General features: G+C 72.0%; 23 protein-coding genes. 10 read left to right on the forward strand and 13 right to left on the reverse strand.

Translation table 11 applies throughout. From position 1 onward, the window contains the following. Nucleotide 1 precedes the first annotated feature (1 nt). Nucleotides 2-1,039 carry an NAD-dependent epimerase/dehydratase family protein gene (locus ACNYS0_RS34245; RefSeq protein WP_422479228.1) on the reverse strand — a complete coding sequence of 346 codons (1,038 nt, stop codon included), beginning with the start codon at nt 1,037-1,039 and terminating at the stop codon, nt 2-4. A 108-nt stretch (nt 1,040-1,147) separates the two neighbouring features. Further along, complete coding sequence (locus tag ACNYS0_RS34250; protein ID WP_422405880.1) at nt 1,148-1,864, reverse strand: lysophospholipid acyltransferase family protein; 717 nt, start codon at nt 1,862-1,864, stop codon at nt 1,148-1,150. A gap of 247 nt (nt 1,865-2,111) precedes the next feature. Between ACNYS0_RS34250 and ACNYS0_RS34255 the strand changes: the two genes are divergently transcribed. Beyond that, nucleotides 2,112-2,504, forward strand: coding sequence for an SSI family serine proteinase inhibitor (locus ACNYS0_RS34255; protein WP_422479230.1), 393 nt, complete (start codon nt 2,112-2,114; stop codon nt 2,502-2,504). Nucleotides 2,505-2,523: 19 nt separating this feature from the next. Here the strand turns inward: ACNYS0_RS34255 and ACNYS0_RS34260 are convergent, their stop codons facing one another. From ACNYS0_RS34260 to ACNYS0_RS34280, 5 genes are all read right to left on the reverse strand, one after another. Further along, nucleotides 2,524-2,682 carry a hypothetical protein gene (locus tag ACNYS0_RS34260; RefSeq protein ID WP_326020160.1) on the reverse strand — a complete coding sequence of 53 codons (159 nt, stop codon included), beginning with the start codon at nt 2,680-2,682 and terminating at the stop codon, nt 2,524-2,526. A 100-nt stretch (nt 2,683-2,782) separates the two neighbouring features. Continuing rightward, nucleotides 2,783-3,736 carry a cytochrome c oxidase assembly protein gene (locus ACNYS0_RS34265; protein ID WP_422479232.1) on the reverse strand — a complete coding sequence of 318 codons (954 nt, stop codon included), beginning with the start codon at nt 3,734-3,736 and terminating at the stop codon, nt 2,783-2,785. A gap of 110 nt (nt 3,737-3,846) precedes the next feature. Then, nucleotides 3,847-4,872, reverse strand: coding sequence for a 6-phosphofructokinase (locus ACNYS0_RS34270; protein ID WP_422479234.1), 1,026 nt, complete (start codon nt 4,870-4,872; stop codon nt 3,847-3,849). 179 nt (nt 4,873-5,051) lie between these two features. After that, nucleotides 5,052-5,783, reverse strand: a complete 732-nt coding sequence (locus tag ACNYS0_RS34275) for a type 1 glutamine amidotransferase (protein WP_422479236.1) — start codon at nt 5,781-5,783, stop codon at nt 5,052-5,054. Nucleotides 5,784-5,823: 40 nt separating this feature from the next. Then, nucleotides 5,824-7,062 carry a Mur ligase family protein gene (locus ACNYS0_RS34280; protein WP_422479237.1) on the reverse strand — a complete coding sequence of 413 codons (1,239 nt, stop codon included), beginning with the start codon at nt 7,060-7,062 and terminating at the stop codon, nt 5,824-5,826. Between the two features lie 141 nt (nt 7,063-7,203). On the opposite strand from ACNYS0_RS34280, the gene def reads away from it, so the two are divergent. Beyond that, nucleotides 7,204-7,758 carry a peptide deformylase gene (gene def, locus ACNYS0_RS34285; RefSeq protein ID WP_422479239.1) on the forward strand — a complete coding sequence of 185 codons (555 nt, stop codon included), beginning with the start codon at nt 7,204-7,206 and terminating at the stop codon, nt 7,756-7,758. A gap of 22 nt (nt 7,759-7,780) precedes the next feature. Here def and ACNYS0_RS34290 read toward each other — a convergent pair whose 3' ends face one another. Then, nucleotides 7,781-8,434, reverse strand: coding sequence for a TetR/AcrR family transcriptional regulator (locus ACNYS0_RS34290; protein WP_422479241.1), 654 nt, complete (start codon nt 8,432-8,434; stop codon nt 7,781-7,783). A 164-nt stretch (nt 8,435-8,598) separates the two neighbouring features. Here ACNYS0_RS34290 and ACNYS0_RS34295 point away from each other — a divergent pair, with 164 nt between their 5' ends. Beyond that, on the forward strand, nt 8,599-9,825 hold the full coding sequence (locus tag ACNYS0_RS34295; protein ID WP_422479243.1) for an acyl-CoA dehydrogenase family protein: 1,227 nt from the start codon (nt 8,599-8,601) through the stop codon (nt 9,823-9,825). A gap of 100 nt (nt 9,826-9,925) precedes the next feature. On the opposite strand, the gene ACNYS0_RS34300 is transcribed toward ACNYS0_RS34295, so the two are convergent. Further along, on the reverse strand, nt 9,926-11,203 hold the full coding sequence (locus tag ACNYS0_RS34300) for an SWF or SNF family helicase (RefSeq protein ID WP_422479245.1): 1,278 nt from the start codon (nt 11,201-11,203) through the stop codon (nt 9,926-9,928). Continuing rightward, nucleotides 11,200-14,001 carry a DEAD/DEAH box helicase gene (locus ACNYS0_RS34305; RefSeq protein WP_422479247.1) on the reverse strand — a complete coding sequence of 934 codons (2,802 nt, stop codon included), beginning with the start codon at nt 13,999-14,001 and terminating at the stop codon, nt 11,200-11,202. The genes ACNYS0_RS34300 and ACNYS0_RS34305 overlap by 4 nt, the downstream gene beginning before the upstream one ends. A gap of 342 nt (nt 14,002-14,343) precedes the next feature. Between ACNYS0_RS34305 and ACNYS0_RS34310 the strand changes: the two genes are divergently transcribed. Together ACNYS0_RS34310 and ACNYS0_RS34315 are read left to right on the forward strand one after the other, a co-directional pair. Further along, nucleotides 14,344-15,399: a fatty acid desaturase family protein gene (locus ACNYS0_RS34310; protein ID WP_422479249.1), complete on the forward strand. Its 1,056-nt coding sequence runs from the start codon at nt 14,344-14,346 to the stop codon at nt 15,397-15,399. Nucleotides 15,400-15,548: 149 nt separating this feature from the next. Next, nucleotides 15,549-15,731 (forward strand): hypothetical protein, encoded by a 183-nt coding sequence (locus tag ACNYS0_RS34315; RefSeq protein ID WP_326020142.1) that lies wholly within the window; start codon nt 15,549-15,551, stop codon nt 15,729-15,731. Between the two features lie 60 nt (nt 15,732-15,791). Here ACNYS0_RS34315 and ACNYS0_RS34320 read toward each other — a convergent pair whose 3' ends face one another. The 3 genes from ACNYS0_RS34320 to ACNYS0_RS34330 form a co-directional block, all read right to left on the reverse strand. Then, nucleotides 15,792-16,631: a hypothetical protein gene (locus ACNYS0_RS34320; RefSeq protein ID WP_422479251.1), complete on the reverse strand. Its 840-nt coding sequence runs from the start codon at nt 16,629-16,631 to the stop codon at nt 15,792-15,794. Nucleotides 16,632-16,819: 188 nt separating this feature from the next. Further along, a complete protein-coding gene (locus ACNYS0_RS34325) occupies nt 16,820-17,107 on the reverse strand; it encodes a hypothetical protein (protein WP_422479253.1) in 288 nt (95 codons plus the stop codon). 135 nt (nt 17,108-17,242) lie between these two features. Beyond that, nucleotides 17,243-17,857 carry a class I SAM-dependent methyltransferase gene (locus ACNYS0_RS34330; protein WP_422479255.1) on the reverse strand — a complete coding sequence of 205 codons (615 nt, stop codon included), beginning with the start codon at nt 17,855-17,857 and terminating at the stop codon, nt 17,243-17,245. 242 nt (nt 17,858-18,099) lie between these two features. On the opposite strand from ACNYS0_RS34330, the gene ACNYS0_RS34335 reads away from it, so the two are divergent. The 5 genes from ACNYS0_RS34335 (at nt 18,100) to ACNYS0_RS34355 (ending at nt 22,900) form a co-directional block, all read left to right on the forward strand. After that, on the forward strand, nt 18,100-18,873 hold the full coding sequence (locus ACNYS0_RS34335; protein WP_422479257.1) for an MHYT domain-containing protein: 774 nt from the start codon (nt 18,100-18,102) through the stop codon (nt 18,871-18,873). 62 nt (nt 18,874-18,935) lie between these two features. Further along, complete coding sequence (locus ACNYS0_RS34340) at nt 18,936-21,461, forward strand: sensor histidine kinase (RefSeq protein WP_422479259.1); 2,526 nt, start codon at nt 18,936-18,938, stop codon at nt 21,459-21,461. Continuing rightward, nucleotides 21,458-21,898: a roadblock/LC7 domain-containing protein gene (locus ACNYS0_RS34345; RefSeq protein ID WP_422479261.1), complete on the forward strand. Its 441-nt coding sequence runs from the start codon at nt 21,458-21,460 to the stop codon at nt 21,896-21,898. Before ACNYS0_RS34340 ends, ACNYS0_RS34345 begins: the two co-directional genes overlap by 4 nt. Before the next feature lie 17 nt (nt 21,899-21,915). After that, entirely contained in the window at nt 21,916-22,311 is a 396-nt protein-coding gene (locus ACNYS0_RS34350) for a DUF742 domain-containing protein (protein ID WP_422479263.1), read from the forward strand. After that, entirely contained in the window at nt 22,292-22,900 is a 609-nt protein-coding gene (locus ACNYS0_RS34355; protein ID WP_422479265.1) for a GTP-binding protein, read from the forward strand. The genes ACNYS0_RS34350 and ACNYS0_RS34355 overlap by 20 nt, the downstream gene beginning before the upstream one ends. Nucleotides 22,901-22,907 lie beyond the last annotated feature (7 nt).

Genomic DNA, 22,907 nt, shown 5'->3' on the forward strand with positions numbered 1-22,907 from the left:
CCTACGCGGCCCGGGACGCCAGCCAGGCGTCCTCGGCCGCGTAGTCGAACAGACCGGTCGTGTACGACGCGACCATCTTCGGGAACCCCGTCTCCCAGTCCTGCTCCCGCAGCCGAGCGGCCAGCCACTCGACCGTCTCCGGGAGCGCGTCGGCGTACGTCGTCACCGGCTTGTACCCGAGCTCCCGCTCGGCGGCCGCCATGTCGAAGACGAAGGGGTACGGCAGCGACCAGGGGGTGTCCCCGACGGTCTTCGCAGGCGGCGGCCCGGGCACCAGCACCGTCTCCGTCTCCACGCCCATCAACGCGTCGATCATCGTGCCGATCTCGGCGACGGTCGGGCAGTCGGGGTCGGCGGCGTTGAGCACCCGCGAGCCCGGACGGGCCGCCGCGAGCCGCACCAGCTCCGCCACATTCCGGGCGCTCGCCGGGTTGAAGCGGCTCTCCCCGCCGAACGCGAGCACACGCCTGCGGCGCCCGTCGAGGTTCCGCTTCACGAAGTACAGCTCCCGGGGCGTGCGGCAGTGCGGTCCGTGCACCGCGGAGGCCCGCAGCAGCGTGGTCGGCAGCGCCTCACCGAGCGCCAGCAGATCCCGTTCCAACCGCACCTTGCGCGTCCCGTACGTCGCGTCGCCCGGCGCGAGCGTCCGGTCGGTCTCCTTCACCGGGCCGTCGTAGCGGGGCCAGCCGTCCGGCTCGGCCTGTGTGTCGAAGCTGCGGCCCGCCGCGTCCTCGTAGACGGCGCCGCTGGAGATCACCACCGCCGAACCGACCCGGCCGGCCAGCCGTTCGAGCTGCCGTCCGTGCTCCCGGGTGAAGGCCACCATGTCGACGAGGAGGTCGACGCCGTCCCCGACCAGCTCCGCGAGCGCCGCGTCGTCCTTCCGGTCGAGCCGCACCGCCCGCACCTCGCCCGGCCATCCCGCGTCCCGCCCGCCGCCGCGCGAGGCCGCCGTCACCTCCCAGCCGTCCGCCGCGAGCGCCCGCACCGTGGGCCGCCCGATCTGCCCTGCCGCACCGATCACCAATGCCTTCTTCATGGCGGGACCGTACGTCGGCGGCGGCTGCCCGGGCCCCGGAATCTGCTCAGCGCAGAGCGCGGAACCGGGGGAGGCCCCCGGCACCGTGCGCGGCACCAGGAGGCGAGATCAACTCAGCGGCAGCCGCGGGAACTTCCGCGCCTTCTCCTCCTCGGCCTCCGCCTTCACGAGGGCCGCGTACTTGTCGACGTACTCCTGCCCGGACAGCTCCAGGATCGCGTACATGATCTCGTCGGTGACCGCCCGCAGGATGGCCTTCTCGTCGTCCATCCCGACGTAGCGCGAGAAGTCCAGCGGCTTGCCGAACCGGATCGTCACCCGGCGCATCTTCGGGATCACCTGGCCGGGCGGCTGCGCCTCGAACGTGCCGATCATCGCGCAGGGGACCACCGGCGCCTGCGCCTTGAGCGCCATCGCGGCCACGCCGACCTTGCCCTTGTAGAGGCGCCCGTCGTGCGAGCGCGTGCCCTCCGGATAGATGCCGAGCAGCTCGCCGCGGCGCAGCACCCCGAGGCCCTCGCGGATCGCCGCCTGTCCGGCCTCCTTGCCGGAGCGGTCGACCGGGATCTGTCCCGCGCTGCGGAAGAACGCCGCGGTCAGCCGGCCCTTGAGGCCAGGACCGGTGAAGTACTCGGCCTTCGCCAGGAACGTGATCCGCCGCTTGATGATCGCGGGCATCAGGAAGTGATCGGCGAACGACAGATGGTTGCCCGCGACGATCGCGGCGCCGGATTCCGGTATGTGCTCCAGACCCTCGATCCGGGGTCGGAAGAGCAGCCGCAGCAGCGGCCCGAGGATCACGTATTTGAGCAGCCGGTAGAACATCCCGATCGCCTTCCCCCACGAACCACTTGAACCACTAGACCCACTGGACCCACTGGAACCGCTTGTGCTGCCGCTTGTACCGCCGCGTGTTTGCGCACAGTAACCAATCGGCAGCGCCTGCGCGAGAGCCCAATCGGGCCCCGATCGGGCCCCGTCCGGGGCCCGTACGGCGCGTCCGCTTGGCGGCGGCGGCCTCGGCGGGTGCTCTGTTTCCACCCTGACGTCCCAGCACCGGAGGTTCATCCGCATGCGTCTTGTCCACGTGGCCGCTGCCGCGCTCCTGTCCCTGGCCGCTGCCGCACCGGCCGCTGGCGCCGTGACCACCGGGCCCGAACAGCCGCGCGAGGTGTTCCTGACCGTCTCGGGCAGCGATCGCACCTGGACCCGCGCGGTCCACCTGAACTGCGTGCCCCGGCCCTCGGGCGAGCACCCGCACGCCGCCGAGGCCTGCGCGGCTCTAGAGGCGGCCGGGGGCGACCTGGACGCGCTGCCGGTCGAGCAGCAGCTGTGCACCCAGGTCTACGACCCGGTCACCGTCGAGGCCACCGGCACGTACCGGGGCAGGGCGATCGCCTGGCGCAAGACCTTCGGCAACACCTGCACGATGGAGGCGTCGACGGGCCCCGTCTTCCGCTTCTGAGCCCCGGTGGCGGCGACCGTCAGCTGCTGCGCGACGCGACCATGGCGACGGTGAGCAGGCCGAGCACCACCCAGCCGAACCACAGCCACCCATTGCTGCCGAGCGCCACCGTGTAGGCGGTCACGGCCACCAGGCCGCCCACGGTGAACGCACCCATCGTCTTCGTGGAACCGGGCATCACACACCCTCCTCCCGGCAGCCGGACGGTGTCCGAGCCGCGACCAGGAGGCCATACTCACCCGTAACGGGGCAGTGGCGCTACTGCCCGTGCCGGTCGGCTACTGGGTGCGCCCGTGGAGCGAGGCCAAGTAGGCGTTGTACGCCTCCAGCTCCTTGTCGCCGTCCCGGTCCGCGGCACGGTCCGTGCGGCGCGCCTGCCGGTCCTCCGACTTCTTCCACTGGAAGAGCAGGGCCAGCAGCACGAGGACCGAGGGCACCTCGCTGAACGCCCAGGCGATACCGCCCGCCGCCGTCTGATCGGCGAGCGGATCGATGCCCAGCGAGGCCGGCGGGTTCTCGAACGTGCCGACCATCGTCGTCGACGCCATCATCAGCGCGATGCCGAAGAAGGCGTGGAACGGCATGCCCGCGAAGAGCTCCAGCATCCGCATCACGTAGCCGGGCCGGTGCGGCCCCGGGTCCACGCCCATGATCGGCCAGAAGAACACCAGGCCGACGGCGAGGAAGTGCACCATCATCGCGAGGTGGCCGACCTTGGACCCCATGAGGAAGTCGAAGAGCGGCGTGAAGTAGAGCGCGTACAGGCTCGCGATGAACAGCGGGATCGTGAAGGCGGCGTGCGTGATGATCCGCATGTAGCGGCTGTGCAGTAGTGCCAGGAGCAGCTCGCGCGGCCCCTTGCTGCCGCGCTTCGCGGACACCGGAAGCGCCCGCAGCGCGAGCGTGATCGGGGCGCCCATCAGGAGCAGGATCGGCGACAGCATGCTGATGACCATGTGCTGCACCATGTGCACGCTAAACATGACCATGCCGTAGTCGTTGAGCTTGGTGCACATCACCAGACCGATGGTGAGCACGCCCACGACGTACGAGATCGTCCGCGACACCGGCCACGCGTCACCGCGCCGGTTCAGGCGCACGACGCCCCATCCGTAGAGGGCGAGCGCCAGCAGGCACCCGACGAGGAAGAAGGGGTCGGCCGACCACTCGAGGCCACGCCCCAGCGTGAACGGCGGCAGATCCATGTTCATGCCGTGCCCGCTGTGATCCATCCGCCGGCTCCTGTTGCTCGTTTCGTACGGATTGTGCGCACCCAGACTAGAACTGCCCCCGGCCGTCTTATCGGCCGGGGGCAGTTATGCGTGCTGGAAAGGCGTACGGGTCAGAGCACGCACTCGGCTTCGGCGTACCGCTCGTCCGGCACCGTCTTCAGCGTCTGGACGGCCTCCGCCAGCGACGTCATCACGATGTCGGTGCCGCGCAGCGCGGTCATCTTCCCGAACTCGCCGCGGTGCACGGCCTCCACGGCGTGCCAGCCGAACCGCGTCGCGAGCACACGGTCGTACGCGGTGGGGGTGCCGCCGCGCTGCACATGGCCGAGGATCACGGGGCGCGCCTCCTTGCCGAGGCGCTGCTCCAGCTCGATGGAGAGCTGCCGGGCGATCCCCGCGAAGCGCTCGTGGCCGTAGACGTCCTTGCCGCCCTCGTCGTACTCCATCGAGCCGGCCCGCGGCTTGGCGCCCTCGGCGACGACGACGATGGCGAACTTCTTGCCGGCCTCGAAGCGCTCGCCGACCTTCTTGGTCAGCTCGTCGATGTCGAAGGGCCGCTCGGGGACGACGACGGCGTGCGCGCCCGCGGCCATGCCGGAGTGCAGCGCGATCCAGCCGGTGTGCCGCCCCATGACCTCGACGATCAGCACACGCTGGTGCGACTCGGCGGTGGTCTTGAGGCGGTCGAGCGCCTCGGTGGCGACGCCGACGGCGGTGTCGAAGCCGAAGGTCACGTCGGTGACGGCGATGTCGTTGTCGATCGTCTTCGGTACGCCGACGATCGGCAGGCCGTTGTCCGAGAGGAGGCGGGCCGCCTTCAGGGTGCCCTCGCCGCCGATCGGAATGATCGCGTCGAGACCGAGGTCCGCGACGTGCTCCTTGGCCCGCTCGATGCCGTCACGCAGATGCGCGGGCTGGACGCGGGAGGAGCCGAGGATGGTGCCGCCGCGGGCGAGGATGCCGCCCACCGCGTCGAGGTCCAGCTTGCGGTAGTCGCACTCGAGCAGGCCCTTCCAGCCGTCGTGGAAGCCGATGACCTCGTCGCCGTGATCGACGACGGCACGGTGCACGACCGAGCGGATCACGGCGTTCAGGCCGGGGCAGTCGCCCCCGGAGGTGAGGACACCAATACGCATAAGCCCGGATTACCTTTGCAAACGTGGGCCGATGGCCGGACCACGCCGTCCGGCTGGACCCCCGTACCTTATCGGCGTCCGGGGGCCCTTCCGCACGGGGCGTCCGACTGGTGGACCGGCCTGCTCACATGGGCGCGGGGGTGCACTGAAGGGCCCTCTGGGAGGGCCCTTTCAGGGGGTCAGGCGGGCTGCGCCGTGGCCGCGGCGATCCGCTCGCCCCGGAGCTCCTCGTACCAGTGGTCGTTCACCGGCGGCAGCGCGTTCACGTCGAGCGCCAGCTTGATCAGCAGGTCGGCGATCTGCGGATTGCGCGCGAGCACGGGCCCGTGCATGTACGTGCCGAAGACGGTGTCGTTGAAGGCGCCCTCGGTGCCGTCCCCCGTGCCGTTGCCCTTGCCGATGCGGGTGCGGGCGAAGGCGCGCGCCGTGGGGCCGAGATGCGTGATGCCCTGGTGGTTCTCGAAACCGGTCAGCTCCGGCAGGCCCAACTCCGGGTCGATGTCGCCCAGTACGTCACCGACGCAGCGCTCGCCCTCGCCGCGCGTCGAGACGACGTCGAGCAGGCCGAGGCCGGGCTCGCGCTCACCGAGGTCGTTCACGAACTCGTGGCCGAGGATCTGGTACCCGGCGCACACGGAGAAGACGATCGCGCCGTTGGCCACCGCGCGCTCCAGTCCGCCGTCGCGGCGCAGCCGCTCGGCCGCGAGGCGCTGCGGCCGGTCCTCGCCGCCGCCGATGAGGTAGATGTCGCCGGAGGTCGGCACCGCCTGGTCGCTGCGCACGTCGTAGCGCTCGACCTGGAGGCGGCGCTGCTGCGCGCGGCGCTCCACCACCAGCGCGTTGCCCTGGTCGCCGTAGGTGCTCAGCAGGTCGGGGTAGACCCACACGAGACGCAGGCTGTTGTCGCTCATGCTCATGATCCTTCGCTGTTCGCGCTCTGTGTGGGGCTCGTCAGTTGCCCACGCGGCGGCGGACGTCCTGGAACGCGGTGTAGTTGGCGATCAGCTCGATGCGGCCCTGGGGCGACATCTGCACCGCCTCGTCGAGCGTTTCGCAGACCCGGAAGTCCAGGCCCGCGACCTCGAGCCGGACCGCGAGGTCGAGCCGACGGTCGCCGATCACGCAGATCGGGTGCCCGGCGAGACGCGTGTAGTCGACGTCCCACAGCCAGGAGGTGTCGGTGCCGTCGGCGCCCCGCGCGTTGACCGAGAGGATCACCGGGGTCGGCGGCGGGTCGATCAGAGTGAACGTTTCGAGCCAGCCCGCCGGGTTCTTGGCGAGCAGCAGCCGCAGGTCGCGCTCCTGGAACTGCACGACGTCGTAGCGGCCCGCGACGGCCTGCACCTGGTACATGCGCTCCAGGGCGACCTGCGGGGGCACGCCGAAGCAGGCGGCCACGGCCGCCGACGTCGCCGCGTTCGCCTTGTTGGCGCGGCCCGGCAGCTGGAGGTTGATCGGCCACGCGGAGCCGTGCGGGTCGATGACGTGGTCGCCCTGGAGCGCCCAGCTCGCGAGCGGGCGGCGGAAGCCGCACTCGCCGCAGAACCAGTCGTCGCCGGGGCGCTGCATCACGCCGCCGCACGCCGGGCAGGACCAGGCGTCGTCCTTCCACTCCTGGCCCGCGGCGACCCACACCACGTTCGGCGAGGAGGAGGCGGCCCAGACGATCAGCGGGTCGTCCGCGTTCGCGATCACGATGGACTTCGAACCGGACAGGCCCTCGCGCCACTTCTCGGCGAGCATGCGGGTCTCACCGGCGCGGTCCAGCTGGTCGCGCGAGAGGTTGAGCAGCGCGATCGCCTTCGGGTCGGTGTCGCGGGCGACACCGGCCAGGTACTTCTCGTCGACCTCGATCACGCCGTACTTGGCCTCGCCGCCGCCGGCGAGGGCGGAGGTGATGCCCGCGGGCATGTTCGCCCCCAGCGCGTTCGAGACGACGGGGCCGCTGGCGCGCAGGGCCTCCGCGAGCAGCCGCGTGGTCGTCGTCTTTCCGTTGGTGGCCGAGACGAGCACCACGTCCAGGTGCTGGGCGACCCGCGCGAGCAGCTCGGGGTCGAGCCGCAGCGCGACCTTGCCGCCGATCACTGATCCGCTGCCGCGGCCCGCCGCCCGCGACACCGCGGCCGCGGCCCGGCCGGCCGTCACGGCCAGCTTGGCGCGCGGAGTCATCGGCTCCGAGTTGCCTGCCATCTTCCTGGGTCCTCCTTGCGTACGGCGCCGCGCCTGCCCCCGGCATCGTTTATGGGCTCAGCCTATCGAGATCCTCCGACAAGCCCGAACAGCGGCACCACCAGCACTTCGTGGTGCGCCCCGGACCGTACCCTTACCCGCATGCGACACGGCTCGATCCCGGGCGCCTCAGGGCGCGTACGACCCCTGACCCTGCTCGGTGAACCCGTGCTGCACCAACCCTGCGCGCAGGTAACGGACTTCGGCCCGGCCCTCGCGCGCCTGGTCGAGGACATGTTCGCCACGATGTACGCGGCGCAGGGCGTGGGCCTCGCCGCGAACCAGGTCGGCGAGGGGCTGCGGGTGTTCGTCTTCGACTGTGAGGACGACGACGATGTGCGCCACGTCGGCCACGTCGTGAACCCGCGCCTGGTCGAGGCCGACGGCGAGGTGATCCGCGGCCCCGAGGGCTGTCTGTCGCTCCCCGGCCTCGAAGCGGGCACGCCCCGCTTCGACCACGCGCGCGTGGAGGGGGTCGACGTCGACGGCGAACCGGTGGTGATCCACGGAACGGGCTGGTTCGCCCGCTGCCTCCAGCACGAGTGCGACCACTTGGAGGGGCGCACGTACACGGAGCGGGTCACCGGGTGGCGGCGCAGGAGGGTGTTGCGGCAGGCGGCCAGGGCGCCGTGGGCGCCCGGTGCCGTGTCCTCCTGAGGCGTCGGGGGCGGGGCCGGGGTCAGAACCCGGGACCGCCCACCTTGTCGCCCGCGGCGGCGAGCCGCCCCCACAGGAGGTCGGCGAGGGCGCGCACCAACTCGGCGCGCTCGCACGGGCGGTCACCGAGCCACCAGTCGCCGGCGGCGTGCATCATGCCGACGATTCCGTGCCCCCAGACGCGGGCGAGCTGCTGGCTGCCGGGGCCGAGGTCCACGCGCTCCTCGATGACCTCGGCCAGCTCCTCTCCCATGCGCCGCAGCAGCGGGAACGAGTGCCGTCCAACGTCGAACCCGGACTCGGCGGGGGATCCCTCCGACGGATGCATGAGGAAGCGGTAGACCTGAGGACGGGCCTCGATCGCCGCGAGGTAGGTGTCGAGCGTCGCCTCCACGCGCTCGCGGCGCTCCGCGGGCGCGTCCAGGGCGGCCCGCAGCGAGGCGAGCAGCGCGTCCGTGTGGCGCGTGGCGAGCGCGGCGTACAGACCGCCCTTGTCACCGAAGTGCCGGTACAGGATCGGCTTGGTGATCCCGGCCTCCGCGGCGATCGCGTTCATCGAGGCGCCGGGGCCGTCCCGGAGTACCACGCGGTCCGCGGCCTCAAGCAGCTCGCGCCGCCGACGCTCGGCGGCGGACTGCTGGTCCGCGCGCTGATCGGTCCGCTGTGTGGTCACCATGAATTCTTCTCCCCGCCCCTGCGATTGCCTGACGCACGCGAAAGGTAACACCTCATGGCTATTCGGTATCGAACGCGCACTCGGAGGTTGACATGAGCTACTCGCCAGTAACAGACTCGGGGTTACCTTAAGTAACACAGCAGTGCGTGCGCCCTGGAGGGGTTATGGCCGAGTTCACCATGGATCTCAACGACGAGCAGAAGGAAGTCCGTGACTGGCTTCACGGCTTCGCCGCCGATGTGATCCGCCCCGCGGCCGCCGAGTGGGACGAGCGCGAGGAGACCCCCTGGCCGGTCATCCAGGAAGCGGCCAAGCTCGGAATCTACTCCCTGGACTTCTACGCGCAGCAGTTCTTCGACCCCTCGGGCCTCGGCATCCCGATGGCCATGGAGGAGCTGTTCTGGGGCGACGCGGGCATCGGCCTGTCCATCGTCGGCACCGGCCTCGCCGCCGTGGGCGTCCTCGCCAACGGCACCGAGGAGCAGATCGGCACCTGGATCCCGCAGATGTACGGCGACGTGAACGACGTGAAGGTCGCCGCCTTCTGCTCCTCCGAGCCGGACGCGGGTTCCGACGTCGCCGCCATGCGCACGCGTGCCGTCTACGACGAGGCCAAGGACGAGTGGGTCCTCAACGGCACGAAGACCTGGGCGACGAACGGCGGCATCGCCAACGTCCACGTGGTGGTCGCCTCCGTGGACGCCGAGCTCGGCTCCAAGGGACACGCCTCCTTCATCGTGCCGCCGAACACCCCCGGCCTGTCCCAGGGGCAGAAGTTCAAGAAGCACGGCATCCGCGCCTCGCACACCGCCGAGGTCGTCCTGGAGAACGTCCGGATCCCCGGCTCCTGCCTGCTCGGCGGCAAGGACAAGCTCGACGAGCGCCTCGCCCGCTCGCGCGAGAAGGCCCAGAAGGGCGGCGAGCGCGTCAAGAACGCCGCGATGGCCACCTTCGAGGCCTCCCGTCCCGCCGTCGGCGCCATGGCGGTCGGCACCGCCCGCGCCGCCTACGAGGAGGCCCTGGAATACGCGAAGACGCGTGAGCAGTTCGGCCGCCCGATCATCGACAACCAGGGCGTGGCCTTCCAGCTCGCCGACATGCGCACCCAGATCGACGCCGCGCGTCTCCTGGTGTGGCGCGCCTCCTGGATGGCGTCCACGGGCAAGAAGTTCGAGAACGCCGAGGGCTCCATGTCCAAGCTGTTCGCGAGCGAGACCGCGAAGAAGGTCAGCGCCCAGGCCGTCCAGATCCTCGGCGGCAACGGCTTCACCCGCGAGTACCCCGTGGAGCGCATGCACCGCGACGCCGCCATCTACACGATCTTCGAGGGCACCAGCGAGATCCAGCGCCTGGTCATCGCCCGCACCCTCTCGGGCATGCCGATCCGCTAGCGCGGTCCTGCCAACGGTCGACCGGGGCCCGCGCGATGACGTTCACGATCGTGGACGTCATCGTGCGGGCCTGCCCGTGCGCCTGCCCGACCTCGTGCGCCTACCCGACCTCGTCGGCGGAGCCGACCGCGCCGGCCAGCGCCGAGGCGGGGTCGGAGGTCGCCGGTCCCGCGGGGGACCAGCGGCCGCGCTGCTTGCGGTACGGCCACCAGCGACCGTCCCGGCCGAGCCGCAGTTGGGCCTGCCCGTCGGTGGTGCTCCAGCGGCCGCGGGCGGCCTTGAGGGCCGGACGCTCGTCGTCGTCCCAGGCCGCGTCGAGCGCGGCACGCGCGCGTGCGAGCCCGTCCGCGTCCGGCGCCCACTCCTCGTCCAGTACGTCCAGCGCGGCGGCGCCCCCGTACTCCCACGCGCGCACGGCGAGCGCCAGGCCCTCCCGGCCGCGGCCCCCGATCTCGGCGAGCCGGGTCCCGATGTGCTGCGCGGGGGACGCGGCGGCCAGGCGTACGGCATCCTGCGCAACGGTCAACTCCGGAAGAGCGTCCCGCTGTTCGTGCCCCGGAGCCAGCGCGTCCGCGAGCAGCCGTTGGGCCTCGGCCGCCGCCTGCGCACCGAGGAAGGCGAGCGCGTCGACGTCCGTGCCCGCGGGCGGCGCCGTCTCCGTGTCGAGCGACGGCGGCAGGCCGGGCTCGTCCGGCAGCGGTGGCGGGCCCGGCAGCGGAGGCAGCACGATCGCCGACGCGTACGCCTCGGCGGCGTCCACGCCTTCGGTCTCCCGGTCCTCGCGCGGCGCTTCCGGTTCGGCGTGCACGGTGCTGCGGACCTGAAGCTCGTCGAGCAGCGCGCGCTCACCGCGTCCGCGCAGCAGAAGCAGCACGAACGGATCCTGGTCCAGCAGGCGCGCGAGCTGATAGCTCAGCGCCGCCGTGTGCGCGCAGTGGTCCCAGGCGTCGCAGTCGCAGCGCGGCTCCAAGTCGCCGATTCCGGGCAGGAGTTCCACCCCGGAGGCGGAGGCGTCCTCCACCAGGTGCGGTGGCATGTCGCGGTCCAGGAGCGCCGCGATGTGCCCCGCGCGCTCGGCCGCCATCGTCAGGAAGCCGTCCCACTCGTCCTCGTCCAGGCATTGCAGCAGCACGTCCGAGCGGTACGTCGCGCCGCCCCGGTCCTCCACCACCGCGGTGATGCGGCCCGGACGGACCGAGACCGCGCCCACCGCTCCCGCGCGCGCGAGCCGGCGCCCCGCCTTCAGTTGCGCGGTGTCGAGCGCGGTGTCCTCCAGCGCCTTCAACCAGGCCTGCCCCCACCAGGTCTCGGCGAACGCCCTCCCGCGCGCGGCAGGCAGCGCCGCGAACGTGCGCATGTCGTCTTCCCCGTGACTCATCGATTCCCCCCTCGCAGCTCGACCAGGTCCGCCAGTTCCGCGTCCGTGAGTTCGGTCAGCGCCGCCTCTCCGGAACCGAGCACCGCGTCGGCCAACTCCTGCTTGCGGAGCAGCATCTCCGCGATCCGGTCCTCGATCGTGCCCTCGGCGATCAGCCGGTGCACCTGCACCGGCCTGGTCTGCCCGATGCGGTACGCGCGGTCGGTGGCCTGCGCCTCCACGGCCGGGTTCCACCAGCGGTCGTAGTGCACGACGTGCTCCGCGCGCGTGAGGTTGAGTCCCGTGCCCGCAGCCTTCAACGAGAGCAGGAACACGGGGACCTCGCCTTCCTGGAAGCGCCGCACCATGGACTCGCGCTCCGCGACCGGGGTGCCTCCGTGGAGGAACATCACCGGGACGCCGCGGGCCACCAGATGCCGCTCCACGAGGCGGCCCATCTGCACGTACTGCGTGAAGACCAGCGCGCTCGCGTCCTCGGCCAGGATCGTGTCCAAGAGCTCGTCGAGGAGTTCCAGCTTCCCGGAGCGGCCGGTGATGCGCGGCTTGTCCTCCTTGAGGTACTGCGCCGGGTGGTTGCAGATCTGCTTGAGGCCGGTGAGCAGCTTGACGATCAGGCCCCGGCGTTCGAATCCGGCCGCCCCGGCGATCTCCGCGAGGGTCTCCCGCACCACCGCCTCGTAGAGGCCCGCCTGTTCGGCGGTGAGGGACACCGCGCGATCCGTCTCGGTCTTGGGCGGCAGTTCCGGCGCGATGCCGGGGTCCGACTTGCGCCGACGCAACAGGAAGGGCCCCACGAGCTTGGCCAGGCGCTCGGCCGCTGCCGGGTCCTTGCCGCCCTCGATCGCCCGCGCGTAGCGCGTACGGAACGTGCCGAGGCGGCCGAGCAGGCCCGGCGTCGTCCAGTCGAGGAGGGCCCACAGCTCGGAGAGGTTGTTCTCGACCGGGGTGCCGGTGAGCGCCACGCGCGCGCGTGCGCCGATGGTGCGCAGCTCCTTGGCCGTCGCCGAGTAGGGGTTCTTCACGTGCTGCGCCTCGTCGGCGACGAGCATTCCCCAGGACGCGGTGCCGAGTTGGGCCGCGTCCAGGCGCATCGTCCCGTACGTGGTGAGCACGAACTCGCCGTCGGCGAGGTTCTCCAGGGAGCGGCGCCCGCCGTGGAAGCGGCGTACGGGGGTGCCGGGCGCGAACTTCTCGATCTCGCGCTGCCAGTTGCCCATCAGGGACGTCGGGCAGACCACGAGCGTCGGTCCCGCGCTCTGCGGGAAGCTCTGGCGGTGCAGGTGCAGCGCGATCAGGGTGATGGTCTTGCCCAGGCCCATGTCGTCGGCGAGGCAGGCGCCGAGGCCCAGCGAGGTCATGTGGGCGAGCCAGTTGAGTCCGCGCAGCTGATAGTCCCGCAAGTCGGCTTCGAGCGCCGCCGGTTGGCCGACCGGTTCCATGCCCTCGGGGTCGGCGAGGCGGTCCCGCAGGGCCGTGAGCCAGCCCGTGGGGCGCACGTCGACCCGGCGGCCCTCGATCTCCGTCGAGCCCGTGAGAACGGCGCTCAGCGCGTCCACGGGGGTGACCTTGCGGTCCTGGTGGGAGCGGGCCCGGCGGGCCTCCGCGGGGTCGATGAGGACCCACTGGTCGCGCAGCCGCACCACCGGACGGTTCGCCTCGGCGAGTACATCCAGCTCCTCGCGGCTCAACTCCTGGCCGCCCAGGGCGAACCGCCAGTCGAACGCCAGCAGGGCGTCGGCGGACAGGAAGGACGGCCCGTCGGAGGAGAGCCCGTCGGGGCCCTCGCCCTCGGCCGGGCCGATCACCGCGCGGGCCGTGAGCTTGCGGGCCAGCTCCCTTGGCCAGTGCACCTCGACACCGGCCGCGGACAGCGCCCGGGCGCCCTCGCCGAGCAGCTCCGTGACCTCCTCGTCGGCCAGTTCGACGGCGTCCGGCACGGTCGCGGACAGCAGTGGCGCGAGCGGTGTCCACGCGCGCGTGGCGCGGCGCAGCGCCAACAGCGCGTCCATCCGGGCGCGGTCGCCGAAGGTCTGCGCCGAGGCGCCGGTCCCGGCCCACACCTGTGCCGCGTCCGCGACCAGGGTGGGGTCACTGACGCTGTGCAGCTGAAGCACCGCACGGAACGGGATGCGGGACTCGTCCTCCGTGATCTCTTCGAGCCCGGGGACCTCCACGCGCAGCGAGATCCGCACGCCCGCGTCGAGCCCCGCCGCGACATCCCCCGCCCAGGGGCGCAGCTCGGGCACCCGCTGCGGAGCCCGCGCCGCGAACGCCGGGCCGCCGGCGGCGTGCGCGGCGGCGGGGGAGCGCGGCAGGGCGTCGGCCACGGCATCCAGGAAGGCGCGCAACAGCCGTTCCGGGGCGTGCAGGCGCGGCGGCTCGTGCCCCTCCAGCGGCACGGCGTGTGCCTCGGGCGGCATCGCGGCGGCCAGCTCCCTGACCCGGTCGAGGTCGGCGGCCCGCAACGGCCCTGCGCGCCACGCGTCGTGCCCTTCGGCGCTCACGCCCGGCAACAGCAGGCCGCGGGCGACGAGTTGGAGCGCCAGGAGGCCGGCGGCGCCCCAGAAGGTCGCTGTCGGGTCGGCGTCCGCGGTGGTACGTGCGCGGGTCAGCACCGGCAGTGCGGCGCGCACGGGCAGGGTGACGGCCGGTACGGTCACCGGCTCCACGGCGTCCTCGCCGGGCAGCGCGAGACGCAGCTCGGTGCGGGTGCCCGCCTCCGGCAGCGGCGGCTCGCCGCCATCGGGCCGCCAGAAGGCCACGGTCGACGTGCGGGCCGGGTCGGCCGGGGCGAACACGACGCCACAGCGGGCGAGTTCGGTGGTCTCGGAGGGGCTGGGCGGAGCGGTGCGGGGCTGCTCGGAGATGGCGACGTCCTCGTATTCATCAAACTTGACTACTCACCCTGGAGGCGCCGAGGGTACACCCCCGAATCGGCCCGACGCGGCTCCATATGTCGTGATCTGGATCACCTGACCCTTAAGGGTGGGGCTTACCCCCCTGTCCAGCTGGGGTGAACCCGGGCAGTACTCGGGTGGTGGCGCCATGGTCGATCAAGGTCCGTGATCCATAGGTTCCTAGTGGTCGGGCGACGCGTAGCCCGCCGCTTCGACCTCACCCACCACAGACCGGAGACCGCCATGCCCTCGGCCGTCGGAACCCTGCCGGAACCCGCCACCAGGCCGGCCTCCCCACAAGGGGGAAGCGAGTTCACGCCACTGCTGCGCGCCGTCAAGGGGCAGGGGCTGCTGGATCGGCGCACCGGCTGGTACGTGCGCACCATCGCGGTCAACGCCCTGTGCCTCGGTGCCGTCGTCACGGGCATGGCCCTGCTCGGCGGCTCGTGGTGGGTTTTCGCCCTCGCTCCGGTCCTCGCGGTGCTGTGCGCACGCACCGCCTTCATCGGACACGACGCGGGCCACGCCCAGATCACCGGGAACCGCTCGGTGAGTCGGCTGATCGGCCTGGTCCACGGCAATCTGCTGCTCGGCATGAGCTATTCCTGGTGGAACGACAAGCACAACCGGCACCACGCCAACCCGAACCACATCGAGAAGGACCCCGACGTCGCCGCCGACGTCCTCGTCTTCACGAGCAAGCAGGCCGCCACGCGCGCGGGGTTCCGCGGCTGGCTCACCCGCCACCAGGCCTGGCTCTTCTTCCCGCTCACCCTGCTCGAGGGCCTCGCCCTGAAGCTCTATGGCTTCCAGGACCTGCGCCGCCAGAGCGGCCGCGAACGCCTTGTGGAGGGCGCGTTCCTGGTCGCGCACGTGGCCGGGTACCTCACCCTGCTCCTCACCACCATGTCGCTCGGCCACGCGCTCGTCTTCGCGGCCGTCCACCAGGCCCTGTTCGGGCTGCACCTGGGCATGGCGTTCGCCCCCAACCACAAGGGCATGGAGATGCCCGACCCGGACGGCGACAAGTGGGGCCACCTGCGCCGCCAGGTCCTCACCTCGCGCAACATCAAGGGCGGCGCACTGACCGACTGGTTCCTCGGCGGCCTCAACTACCAGATCGAGCACCACCTGTTCCCGAGCATGCCCCGACCCCACCTGCGCCTCGCCCAGCCCATGGTGAAGGCCCACTGTCGCGAACTCGGCATCCCCTTCGTGGAGACGGGCCTCGTCGACTCCTACCGTCAGGCGCTGCGCCACATGTATGAAGTGGGAGAGCCGCTGCGGGCCGACATCTGACGGCCTCCCGGCCGTGTGCGGGGGCACGGAATCAGGGATGTCTCAGGGTCACCCGACGGAACTGCGGGCGACGTGGGCCCGTTTTTCACAGCAGAGGACGAGCCCGCCCCACCCAGGCGAGGGCGGGCCGCCCCCGAAGGAGGCCACACATGTCGAAGAACGCGAAGATCGCCGCGGGAGGTGTGGCGGTCGGCATCATCCTGCTGATCTGGCTGCCCTGGTGGGCGGCCCTGCTCATCGTGCTGGGCGCGCCCGCCGCCGCGTACCTGATGCTCGACCCCTCGCAGCGGCGCAGGCTGCGCCGCGTCTCGCGCAAGGAACTGGGGCGCTGAGGGGACATCGTGAAGGTCGGAGCCGCGCGGGGTGCGAACGTCCCGTGCGGCTCCGGCGGTTCACGTAGGGCGTACGGCCATCTTGTCGAGCGCTTCGAGCAGGCTCGGCAGCTCCCGGCCGCGGCCGACCGGCAGTACCTCGCCCGGCTCGTCGTCGAGCAGTACGAAGGCGATGTCGTCGGTCCGCGCGACCATCGACCAGCCGGGCCCGTCGGCGCGCAGTGTCCGGGCGTCGCCGGAGGCGAACGACGAGCGCACGCGGCCCAGGGGCGGCGGCGCGTCCACATACCCGCGCGCCTCCGTGAGGACCCGGCGGATGCCGGTGTGCGTCCCGCTCGGCCCGGGCTCGGGGGCGTCGCCCTCCTGGGGCGCCTCGGCGTCCTCCTCCGTGGCGAACTGCGAGTCGTCGAGCTGCTCGCGCCACACGGCCCACTGAAGCGCTATCTCGTCCGCCCCCAGACGCCGTTGGGCCGGGCCCCACGTCTCCGTGTCGGGCGGCGTCAGCGGCGGCGTGTCGGCGTACTCGGGGTCGGGCTCGGGATCGTGCGGCGCGGGGACGCCCGGGGCGGACACGGCGAGCGCGAGCGGCCAGCCCGGCAGCGCGGCGACCATGCTGTCCTCGTCGGGCGAGAGCTCGTACTCCATCCCGCAGTCCCACGACGCGATGGCGACGGCGACCAGTGACACGTCGTCGACCACGACGGTCCAGCGGGCGCCCTGCCCGTCCTGGCCGAGCACCAGGCCGTACCCCTCGGCCAGTGGCGCGAGCCCCAGGGCCGCGCAGGCCTCCGGGTAGTCGTCACCGAGCACGCTCGGGAACTTCGCGGGCGTCAGCAATACCGCCGTCAGCACGTACAGCGCGTCGTCCCCTTCGACCGCTGCTTCGTCCACTCCGGTCACGCCGGCCTCCCCTGAACTTCGTTCCACCGGCGAGACCTTAGCCAGTGCCCGACGGCGTCGTACAGGGGGGTCCATCGTCGATGACCAGGAAAATCGGCAGGAGATCGGCTCCTGCACCCCTGGCGTGGACAAAGTGTCGACATCCCGTGCCCGTGGCGTGTGCCCGTGCTCTGTGCCCGCGCGGTGGGTCAGCCGACGGGCAGACCAAGGAGGGCGCGGGCGACGGTGCGTGGCGGCTCGTCGCGTTCGCGTGCGAGGGCGATGACGGCCCTGCAAGCGAGTTCGTTGACCCCGAAGGCCAGCGCGCTCGGCTCCACCCATCCCGTCGCCTCGTCGGCCCGCTCCTGGTCGTCCTCGACGCACGCCACTACGTAGGCGGCAGCGGCCTCGAAGAGATTGTGCGCACGCTCCCTCTTGCTCGGCGTGCCGCCGTCCTCACGCCACGTCCTCCACGCCTTGCGGACTCGATCGATCATGGACGCCACCGTCCCCCTGCCCGTAACCGCCACCGTGTGTCGCGCAGTTGCGGCCATGGTGACAGACCCGGCCACGGAGCGGATCCCGCGCGGTGGGGCTCACTGAGGTTCGGTTCGGGGGTCCTTGATCCTGGGTCAGACCACGCCGTCCTCGAACTCCCGCACCGCGAGCGCCAGGAAGCGCTCGTCCTCGTCGGCGTACGAGGTCAGGCGCCAGCCGGCGGCGTCGAGCAGCGGGCGCAGGTTGGGCTCGGCGCGCAGGTCGTCCGGGGTGAGCGCGCGGCCGTGGCGGGCGGCGAGGGCGGCGCGGCCGATGGGGTGGAACAGCGCGAGCAGCCCGCCGGGGCGCACGACGCGCGCCAACTCGCGCAGATTCTCGGCCGGTTGCGGCAGGTGGGAGATGAGCCCCGCGCCGAACACCGCGTCCAGCACGCCCGCGCGCAGCGGCAGCCGGGCCACGTCCGTGAGCAGCAACCGACCCTCGGCGTCTCTGCCGGCCCGCACGGCCCGCTCCAGCATGGCCGGCGTCAGGTCGGCGCCCAGGACCACTCCGGAAGGGCCCACGGCCGCGCGCAGCGGCGCCAGCGCCCGCCCCGTGCCGCAGCCGGCGTCGAGTACGCGGTCTCCGGGGCGCAGCCCCAGCGCGGACACCGCGGACGCGTAGGCGGGGCCGTCGTCGGGGAATCGGACGTCCCAGTCGGCGGCCCTGGCCGTGAAGAACTCCTGCACACGTGTGGCGTCATCGCTCATGCGCTCCATGATTGCGCAGCCCACTGACAGTGACGCCGAGGCGCGTCCTGTGACACGAGTGGGGGAAACGGCGGTCGAAAGGTCCCTTCTCTGTCGAAGACTTCGTCGAAGACATCGCATGCACGTGCGGTGCGCATGTTCGACACTCCCGCGACCGTTCCGAACCGCATCTCCTCCGTATTCCAAAACCTTTCGGACTGCGCCCCTGCCGCGCGCCCCCACCGGAATACCGTCCCTGACCCATGGGACACCTGGACCACGCCGCCTTCGGCTGGCTTACCCCCGTGCTGTCGTACGCGATGGCCTGCATCGGCGCCGCGCTCGGACTGCGCTGCACCGTGCGCGCCCTGAACACCACGGGACGCGCGCGGCGCAACTGGCTGCTCACCGCCGCCTCCGCCCTCGGCACCGGCATCTGGACCATGCACTTCGTGGCGATGCTCGGCTTCACGGTCACCGGCACCGAGATCCGCTACGACGTCCCGCTGACCATCCTCAGCCTGCTCGTCGCCGTGGTCGTCGTCGGCGTCGGCGTGTTCGCGGTCGGCCATCACCGCGAGCGCGGGAGCGCGCTGTTCCTGGGCGGCCTCACCACCGGCGTCGGCGTGGCCAGCATGCACTACCTGGGGATGGCGGCCCTGCGTCTGCACGGGCGGGTCCACTACGACCCGCTGCTGGTGGCGCTCTCCGTGGTGATCGCCGTCGTCGCGGCGACCGCCGCGCTGTGGGCCGGCCTCAACATCAAGTCGCCGGGCGCCGTTGCGGTCGCCTCTCTCGTCATGGGCGGCGCCGTGAGCAGCATGCACTACACCGGGATGATGGCGGTGAGCGTGCGGGTGGCCCCCTCCACGGCGGAGCTCGCCGGGGCCACCGCGATGCAGTTCATCTTCCCGCTGGCCGTGGGGCTCGGCTCCTACCTCTTCCTGACCTCGGCGTTCGTCGCGCTGTCCCCGACCGCGGACGAGAAGGAGGCCTCCACGTCGGCGCAGCGCCCCCTGGAGAACCTGACTCCCTGACCGCACCGAAGCACCGACCGGTACCGGTACGCCACGGTGCCCCGACCCCGATCGAGGAGGCCATGCGCCCGCCCCGCAGAACACCCGGTTCCGGCCCTCCACAGAAGAGTTCGGCCCCCGCGCGCGGACGGCGGGCGCACGCCGGGCCGCCCGCCGACGAAGACGTCCTGGTGGAGCCGGAACCCCGCGGGCCGTCCCCCGCGCGCGGGGGAGCCGTGAACCTGCGTCCGCGTACGGTCCGGGCGAAAATCATCTGCCTCCTGATGGTGCCGGTCGTCTCACTGCTCACCCTGTGGGCCTTCGCGACCGTGAGCACCGCCCAGGACGTCGCGCGGCTGCGGCAGTCGCAGCGGGTCGACGAAGCGGTCCGCGCACCCGTGGGCGCGGCCGTGGCCGCCCTCCAGGCCGAACGCACCGCGGCGGTCGCCTACGCCACCGAACCCACCGCGGATCGCGGCGACGACCTCACCAGGCGCGCCGCCACCACCGACCGCGTCGTCTCCGCACTGCGCATCGGCAAGGACGGCACGGTCGCGGACGGAGCGGACCTCCCGCGCGCGGTGGTCGGCCGACTGGAGTCGTTCGTCGCCGATGTCGAGCACCTGGGAAGGGTGCGCAAGGCCGTGCGGGAACGGCGCACCGGCTGGGACGACGCCTACGGGCAGTACACCAGGTCCGTCGACGGCGCCTTCGCGGTCAGCGGCTCGCTCACCGGCATCCAGGACTCCGAACTCGGCTCCGACGCGCGCGTGCTCCTGGAATTCGGCCGCGCAGGCGAGATGCTCGCCCGGGAGAACACGGTGCTCGTCGGCGCACGCCTGGCCGGCTCCCTGGACGGCGAACGGCTGCGGCTGTTCACCGGTGCGGTGGCGACCCGCGGGAACCTGATCGGCACGGCCGCGAGCGACCTGCGCGGACCCGAACGAGCCGCCTGGAAGCGCCTGGCGGCGGGCCGCGCCTACGCGGACGTGCGCGCCGTCGAGGACCGCACCCTCATCGCGGAGCCGGGCGGCAAGGCGCTCGCCGCCGCGTCCGCCGACACCTGGAACCCGGCGTACGCGAGCGTGCAGGACCGGTTGCGCGCCATCGAGACGGACGCCGCACGCGGCGCCGCGGTCCGCGCCGACCCGCTCACCCGCGGCGTCCTCACCCCTGCGGGAGCGGCCGTCCTGCTCGGACTGGTCGCCGTGGCGGCCTCGCTGGTGATCTCCGTGCGCATCGGCCGCGGCCTCGTCGTCGAACTCGTCAGCCTGCGCAACACCGCCTTGGAGATCGCCCGCCGCAAACTGCCCGACACCATGCGCAGACTCCGGGCCGGCGAGGAGATCGACGTGGCGGCCGAAGCTCCCCAGGGGCCGCCCGCAGAGGACGAGACGGGCCAGGTGTCCGAGGCGCTCACCACCGTGCACCGCGCGGCCCTGTACGCCGCCGTGGAGCGCGCCGAACTCGCCAGCGGCATCTCCGGGGTGTTCGTCAACCTCGCCCGCCGCAGCCAGGTACTCGTCCACCGCCAACTCGGCCTCCTGGACAGCATGGAGCGCCGCGCGGACGACCCGAGCGAACTCGGCGACCTGTTCCGGCTCGACCACCTCACCACACGGATGCGCCGCCACGCGGAGAGCCTGATCATCCTCTCCGGTGCCGCGCCGGGCCGCGCCTGGCGGCAGCCGGTCCCGCTGACGAACGTCGTGCGGGCCGCGGTCTCCGAGATCGAGGACTACGCGCGCGTGGAGGTCCGTCACCTCTCGGCCGCCCAGGTGGCAGGCGCCGGCGTCGCCGACCTCACCCACCTGGTGGCCGAACTCGTCGAGAACGCCGCCCAGTTCTCGCCCCCGCACACCAAGGTGCGCATCAGCGGCGAGCCCGTCGGCAACGGGTACGCGATCGAGATCGAGGACCGCGGCCTCGGCATGGGCAAGGAGAGCCTCGCCGAGGCCAACCAGCGCATCGCGCACTCGGAGACCCTCGACCTGTTCGACAGCGACCAGCTCGGCCTCTTCGTGGTCAGCAGGCTCGCCAAACGCCACGACATCAAGGTGCACCTGCGTACGTCCCCGTACGGGGGCACCACCGCCGTCGTCCTCCTGCCCACCCCCTTGCTGCACAAGGACGGCGAGGTCGGGCCGAGCGCCCATGACGCGCACCAACTGTCCCAGGAAGAGCGCCGCTACGCGCGCGTGCCCGAGCCCGAGGCGGCGCCGATGAACGACAACCACCCCGTCCCCGCTCCCGCGCCCCGCCCGGCGCTCGCCCCCTCGACGGAGCCCGAGAGTCCCCGGCACCCGCCGGGCGTCACCGCGCTGCGCCTGCGCACCCCGCCGGAGCAGGCGAACCGCGAACGTCTCGAGGACACCGGGGGCGACGACGCCTCACCTCCCGACGGCCTCCCACGCCGCGTACGCCAGGCCAGCCTCGCGCCCCAACTGCGCGAGCGGCCCACCGAACCGACGTCCCCCGCGCGCGTGCCCGCACCGGACGAGCGCACCCCAGAACAGGTCCGGGCCCGGATGGCCTCCTTCCGGGACGGCTGGGCCAGAGGCGGTGGCCGTCCGCCCGGCCCCGACACCCATCAAGGAGACCCCGCATGATCAAGGAACCGACTACCACGGGCACGGCGCACGGTTCCGGTGAACTGGACTGGCTCCTCGACGATCTGGTGCTTCGCGTGCCGGAACTGCGGCACGCCGTGATCCTCTCCAACGACGGGCTCGCCGTCGGCTCCTCCAGCGGCCTGCGCAGGGAGGACGCCGAGCACCTCTCGGCCGTCGCCTCCGGCTTCAACAGCCTCGCCAAGGGCACAGGACGGCACTTCGGAACGGGCGGGGTGCGGCAGACCATGGTCGAGATGGATGAAGGTTTCCTCTTCGTGGCGGCCGCCGGCGACGGATCCTGCATCGCCGTCCTGAGCACCGGCACGGCCGATATCGGGCTCGTCGCCTACGAGATGGCACGCCTGGTCAAGCGGGTCGGCGAACACCTCTACACGGCCCCGAGAGCCACCGGGCTCCCGCCCACCGAGGGTTGAGGGACACAGGTGGCGACATGAACGACGACGACCCCGGAAGCCAGTGGTTCGACCAAGAGGCCGGGCCCCTGGTCCGCCCCTACGCGATGACCGGCGGAAGGACCACGCCCGGGCCCCAGGGAGCTCACTTCGACCTGATCGCCCTGGTGTCGCTCGACACCGCTGCGCCCGGCACCCACGACGACACGGCGCTGGGGCCCGAGCACCGGTCGATCATCGAACTGTGCCGCACGGAGACCCAGACGGTCGCCGAACTGGCCGCGGGCGCCGACGTACCCGTGGGCGTGGTCCGCGTCCTCCTCGGCGACCTGCTCGAACTGGCCTGCGTGAAGGTCAGCAGGCCGGTGCCGCCCGCACAGCTACCCGACGAGAAGATCCTGAGAGAAGTCATCGATGGACTCAGAGCACTCTGACACCACGGCAGGCGGCTCCCAGGTCGCCCTGGCCCTGAAGATCCTGGTCGCGGGCGGATTCGGCGTGGGCAAGACCACCCTGGTCGGCGCGGTCAGCGAGATCAGGCCGCTGCGCACCGAGGAACGCCTGAGCGAACTGGGCCAGCACGTGGACGACACCGGGGCGGTCGAACGCAAGACGACCACGACCGTCGCCATGGACTTCGGCCGCATCACCATCAGATCCGGTCTGTCGCTCTACCTGTTCGGCACGCCGGGCCAGGACCGCTTCTGGTTCCTGTGGGACGAGCTCTCGCAGGGCTCGCTCGGCGCGGTGGTCCTCGCGGACACCCGACGGCTCGAGGACTGCTTCCCCGCCGTGGACTACTTCGAGCACCGGAACATCCCGTTCGTCGTGGCGGTGAACTGCTTCGCGGACAGCAAGGCCTTCGGGGCGCACCAAGTGGCACAGGCCCTGGACCTCGACCGCGGGACCCCCGTGGTGCTGTGCGACGCGCGCGACCGTGACTCGGGGAAGGAGGTGCTGATCAGGCTGGTCGAGTACGCCGGGCGGATGCACTCCGCCCGGCTGCTCGACTCCGTGGGCTGACGTACGT

It is taken from the genome of Streptomyces anthophorae (assembly GCF_049310305.1).
Taxonomy (GTDB): Bacteria; Actinomycetota; Actinomycetes; order Streptomycetales; family Streptomycetaceae; genus Streptomyces.

Bases quoted from the DNA above. Each gene is read 5' to 3' on its own strand.
- ACNYS0_RS34355 (WP_422479265.1), top strand. From the start codon at position 22,292: ATGGACTCAGAGCACTCTGACACCACGGCAGGCGGCTCCCAGGTCGCC.
- ACNYS0_RS34290 (WP_422479241.1), bottom strand. From the start codon at position 8,434: ATGGTGACCACACAGCGGACCGATCAGCGCGCGGACCAGCAGTCCGCC.
- ACNYS0_RS34260 (WP_326020160.1), bottom strand. From the start codon at position 2,682: ATGCCCGGTTCCACGAAGACGATGGGTGCGTTCACCGTGGGCGGCCTG.
- ACNYS0_RS34275 (WP_422479236.1), bottom strand. From the start codon at position 5,783: ATGAGCGACAACAGCCTGCGTCTCGTGTGGGTCTACCCCGACCTGCTG.
- ACNYS0_RS34350 (WP_422479263.1), top strand. From the start codon at position 21,916: ATGAACGACGACGACCCCGGAAGCCAGTGGTTCGACCAAGAGGCCGGG.
- ACNYS0_RS34295 (WP_422479243.1), top strand. From the start codon at position 8,599: ATGGCCGAGTTCACCATGGATCTCAACGACGAGCAGAAGGAAGTCCGT.
- ACNYS0_RS34255 (WP_422479230.1), top strand. From the start codon at position 2,112: ATGCGTCTTGTCCACGTGGCCGCTGCCGCGCTCCTGTCCCTGGCCGCT.
- ACNYS0_RS34250 (WP_422405880.1), bottom strand. From the start codon at position 1,864: ATGTTCTACCGGCTGCTCAAATACGTGATCCTCGGGCCGCTGCTGCGG.
- ACNYS0_RS34280 (WP_422479237.1), bottom strand. From the start codon at position 7,062: ATGGCAGGCAACTCGGAGCCGATGACTCCGCGCGCCAAGCTGGCCGTG.
- ACNYS0_RS34330 (WP_422479255.1), bottom strand. From the start codon at position 17,857: ATGAGCGATGACGCCACACGTGTGCAGGAGTTCTTCACGGCCAGGGCC.
- ACNYS0_RS34300 (WP_422479245.1), bottom strand. From the start codon at position 11,203: ATGAGTCACGGGGAAGACGACATGCGCACGTTCGCGGCGCTGCCTGCC.
- ACNYS0_RS34270 (WP_422479234.1), bottom strand. From the start codon at position 4,872: ATGCGTATTGGTGTCCTCACCTCCGGGGGCGACTGCCCCGGCCTGAAC.
- ACNYS0_RS34335 (WP_422479257.1), top strand. From the start codon at position 18,100: ATGGGACACCTGGACCACGCCGCCTTCGGCTGGCTTACCCCCGTGCTG.
- ACNYS0_RS34265 (WP_422479232.1), bottom strand. From the start codon at position 3,736: ATGGATCACAGCGGGCACGGCATGAACATGGATCTGCCGCCGTTCACG.
- ACNYS0_RS34315 (WP_326020142.1), top strand. From the start codon at position 15,549: ATGTCGAAGAACGCGAAGATCGCCGCGGGAGGTGTGGCGGTCGGCATC.
- ACNYS0_RS34245 (WP_422479228.1), bottom strand. From the start codon at position 1,039: ATGAAGAAGGCATTGGTGATCGGTGCGGCAGGGCAGATCGGGCGGCCC.
- ACNYS0_RS34345 (WP_422479261.1), top strand. From the start codon at position 21,458: ATGATCAAGGAACCGACTACCACGGGCACGGCGCACGGTTCCGGTGAA.
- ACNYS0_RS34340 (WP_422479259.1), top strand. From the start codon at position 18,936: ATGCGCCCGCCCCGCAGAACACCCGGTTCCGGCCCTCCACAGAAGAGT.
- ACNYS0_RS34325 (WP_422479253.1), bottom strand. From the start codon at position 17,107: ATGATCGATCGAGTCCGCAAGGCGTGGAGGACGTGGCGTGAGGACGGC.
- def (WP_422479239.1), top strand. From the start codon at position 7,204: ATGCGACACGGCTCGATCCCGGGCGCCTCAGGGCGCGTACGACCCCTG.
- ACNYS0_RS34310 (WP_422479249.1), top strand. From the start codon at position 14,344: ATGCCCTCGGCCGTCGGAACCCTGCCGGAACCCGCCACCAGGCCGGCC.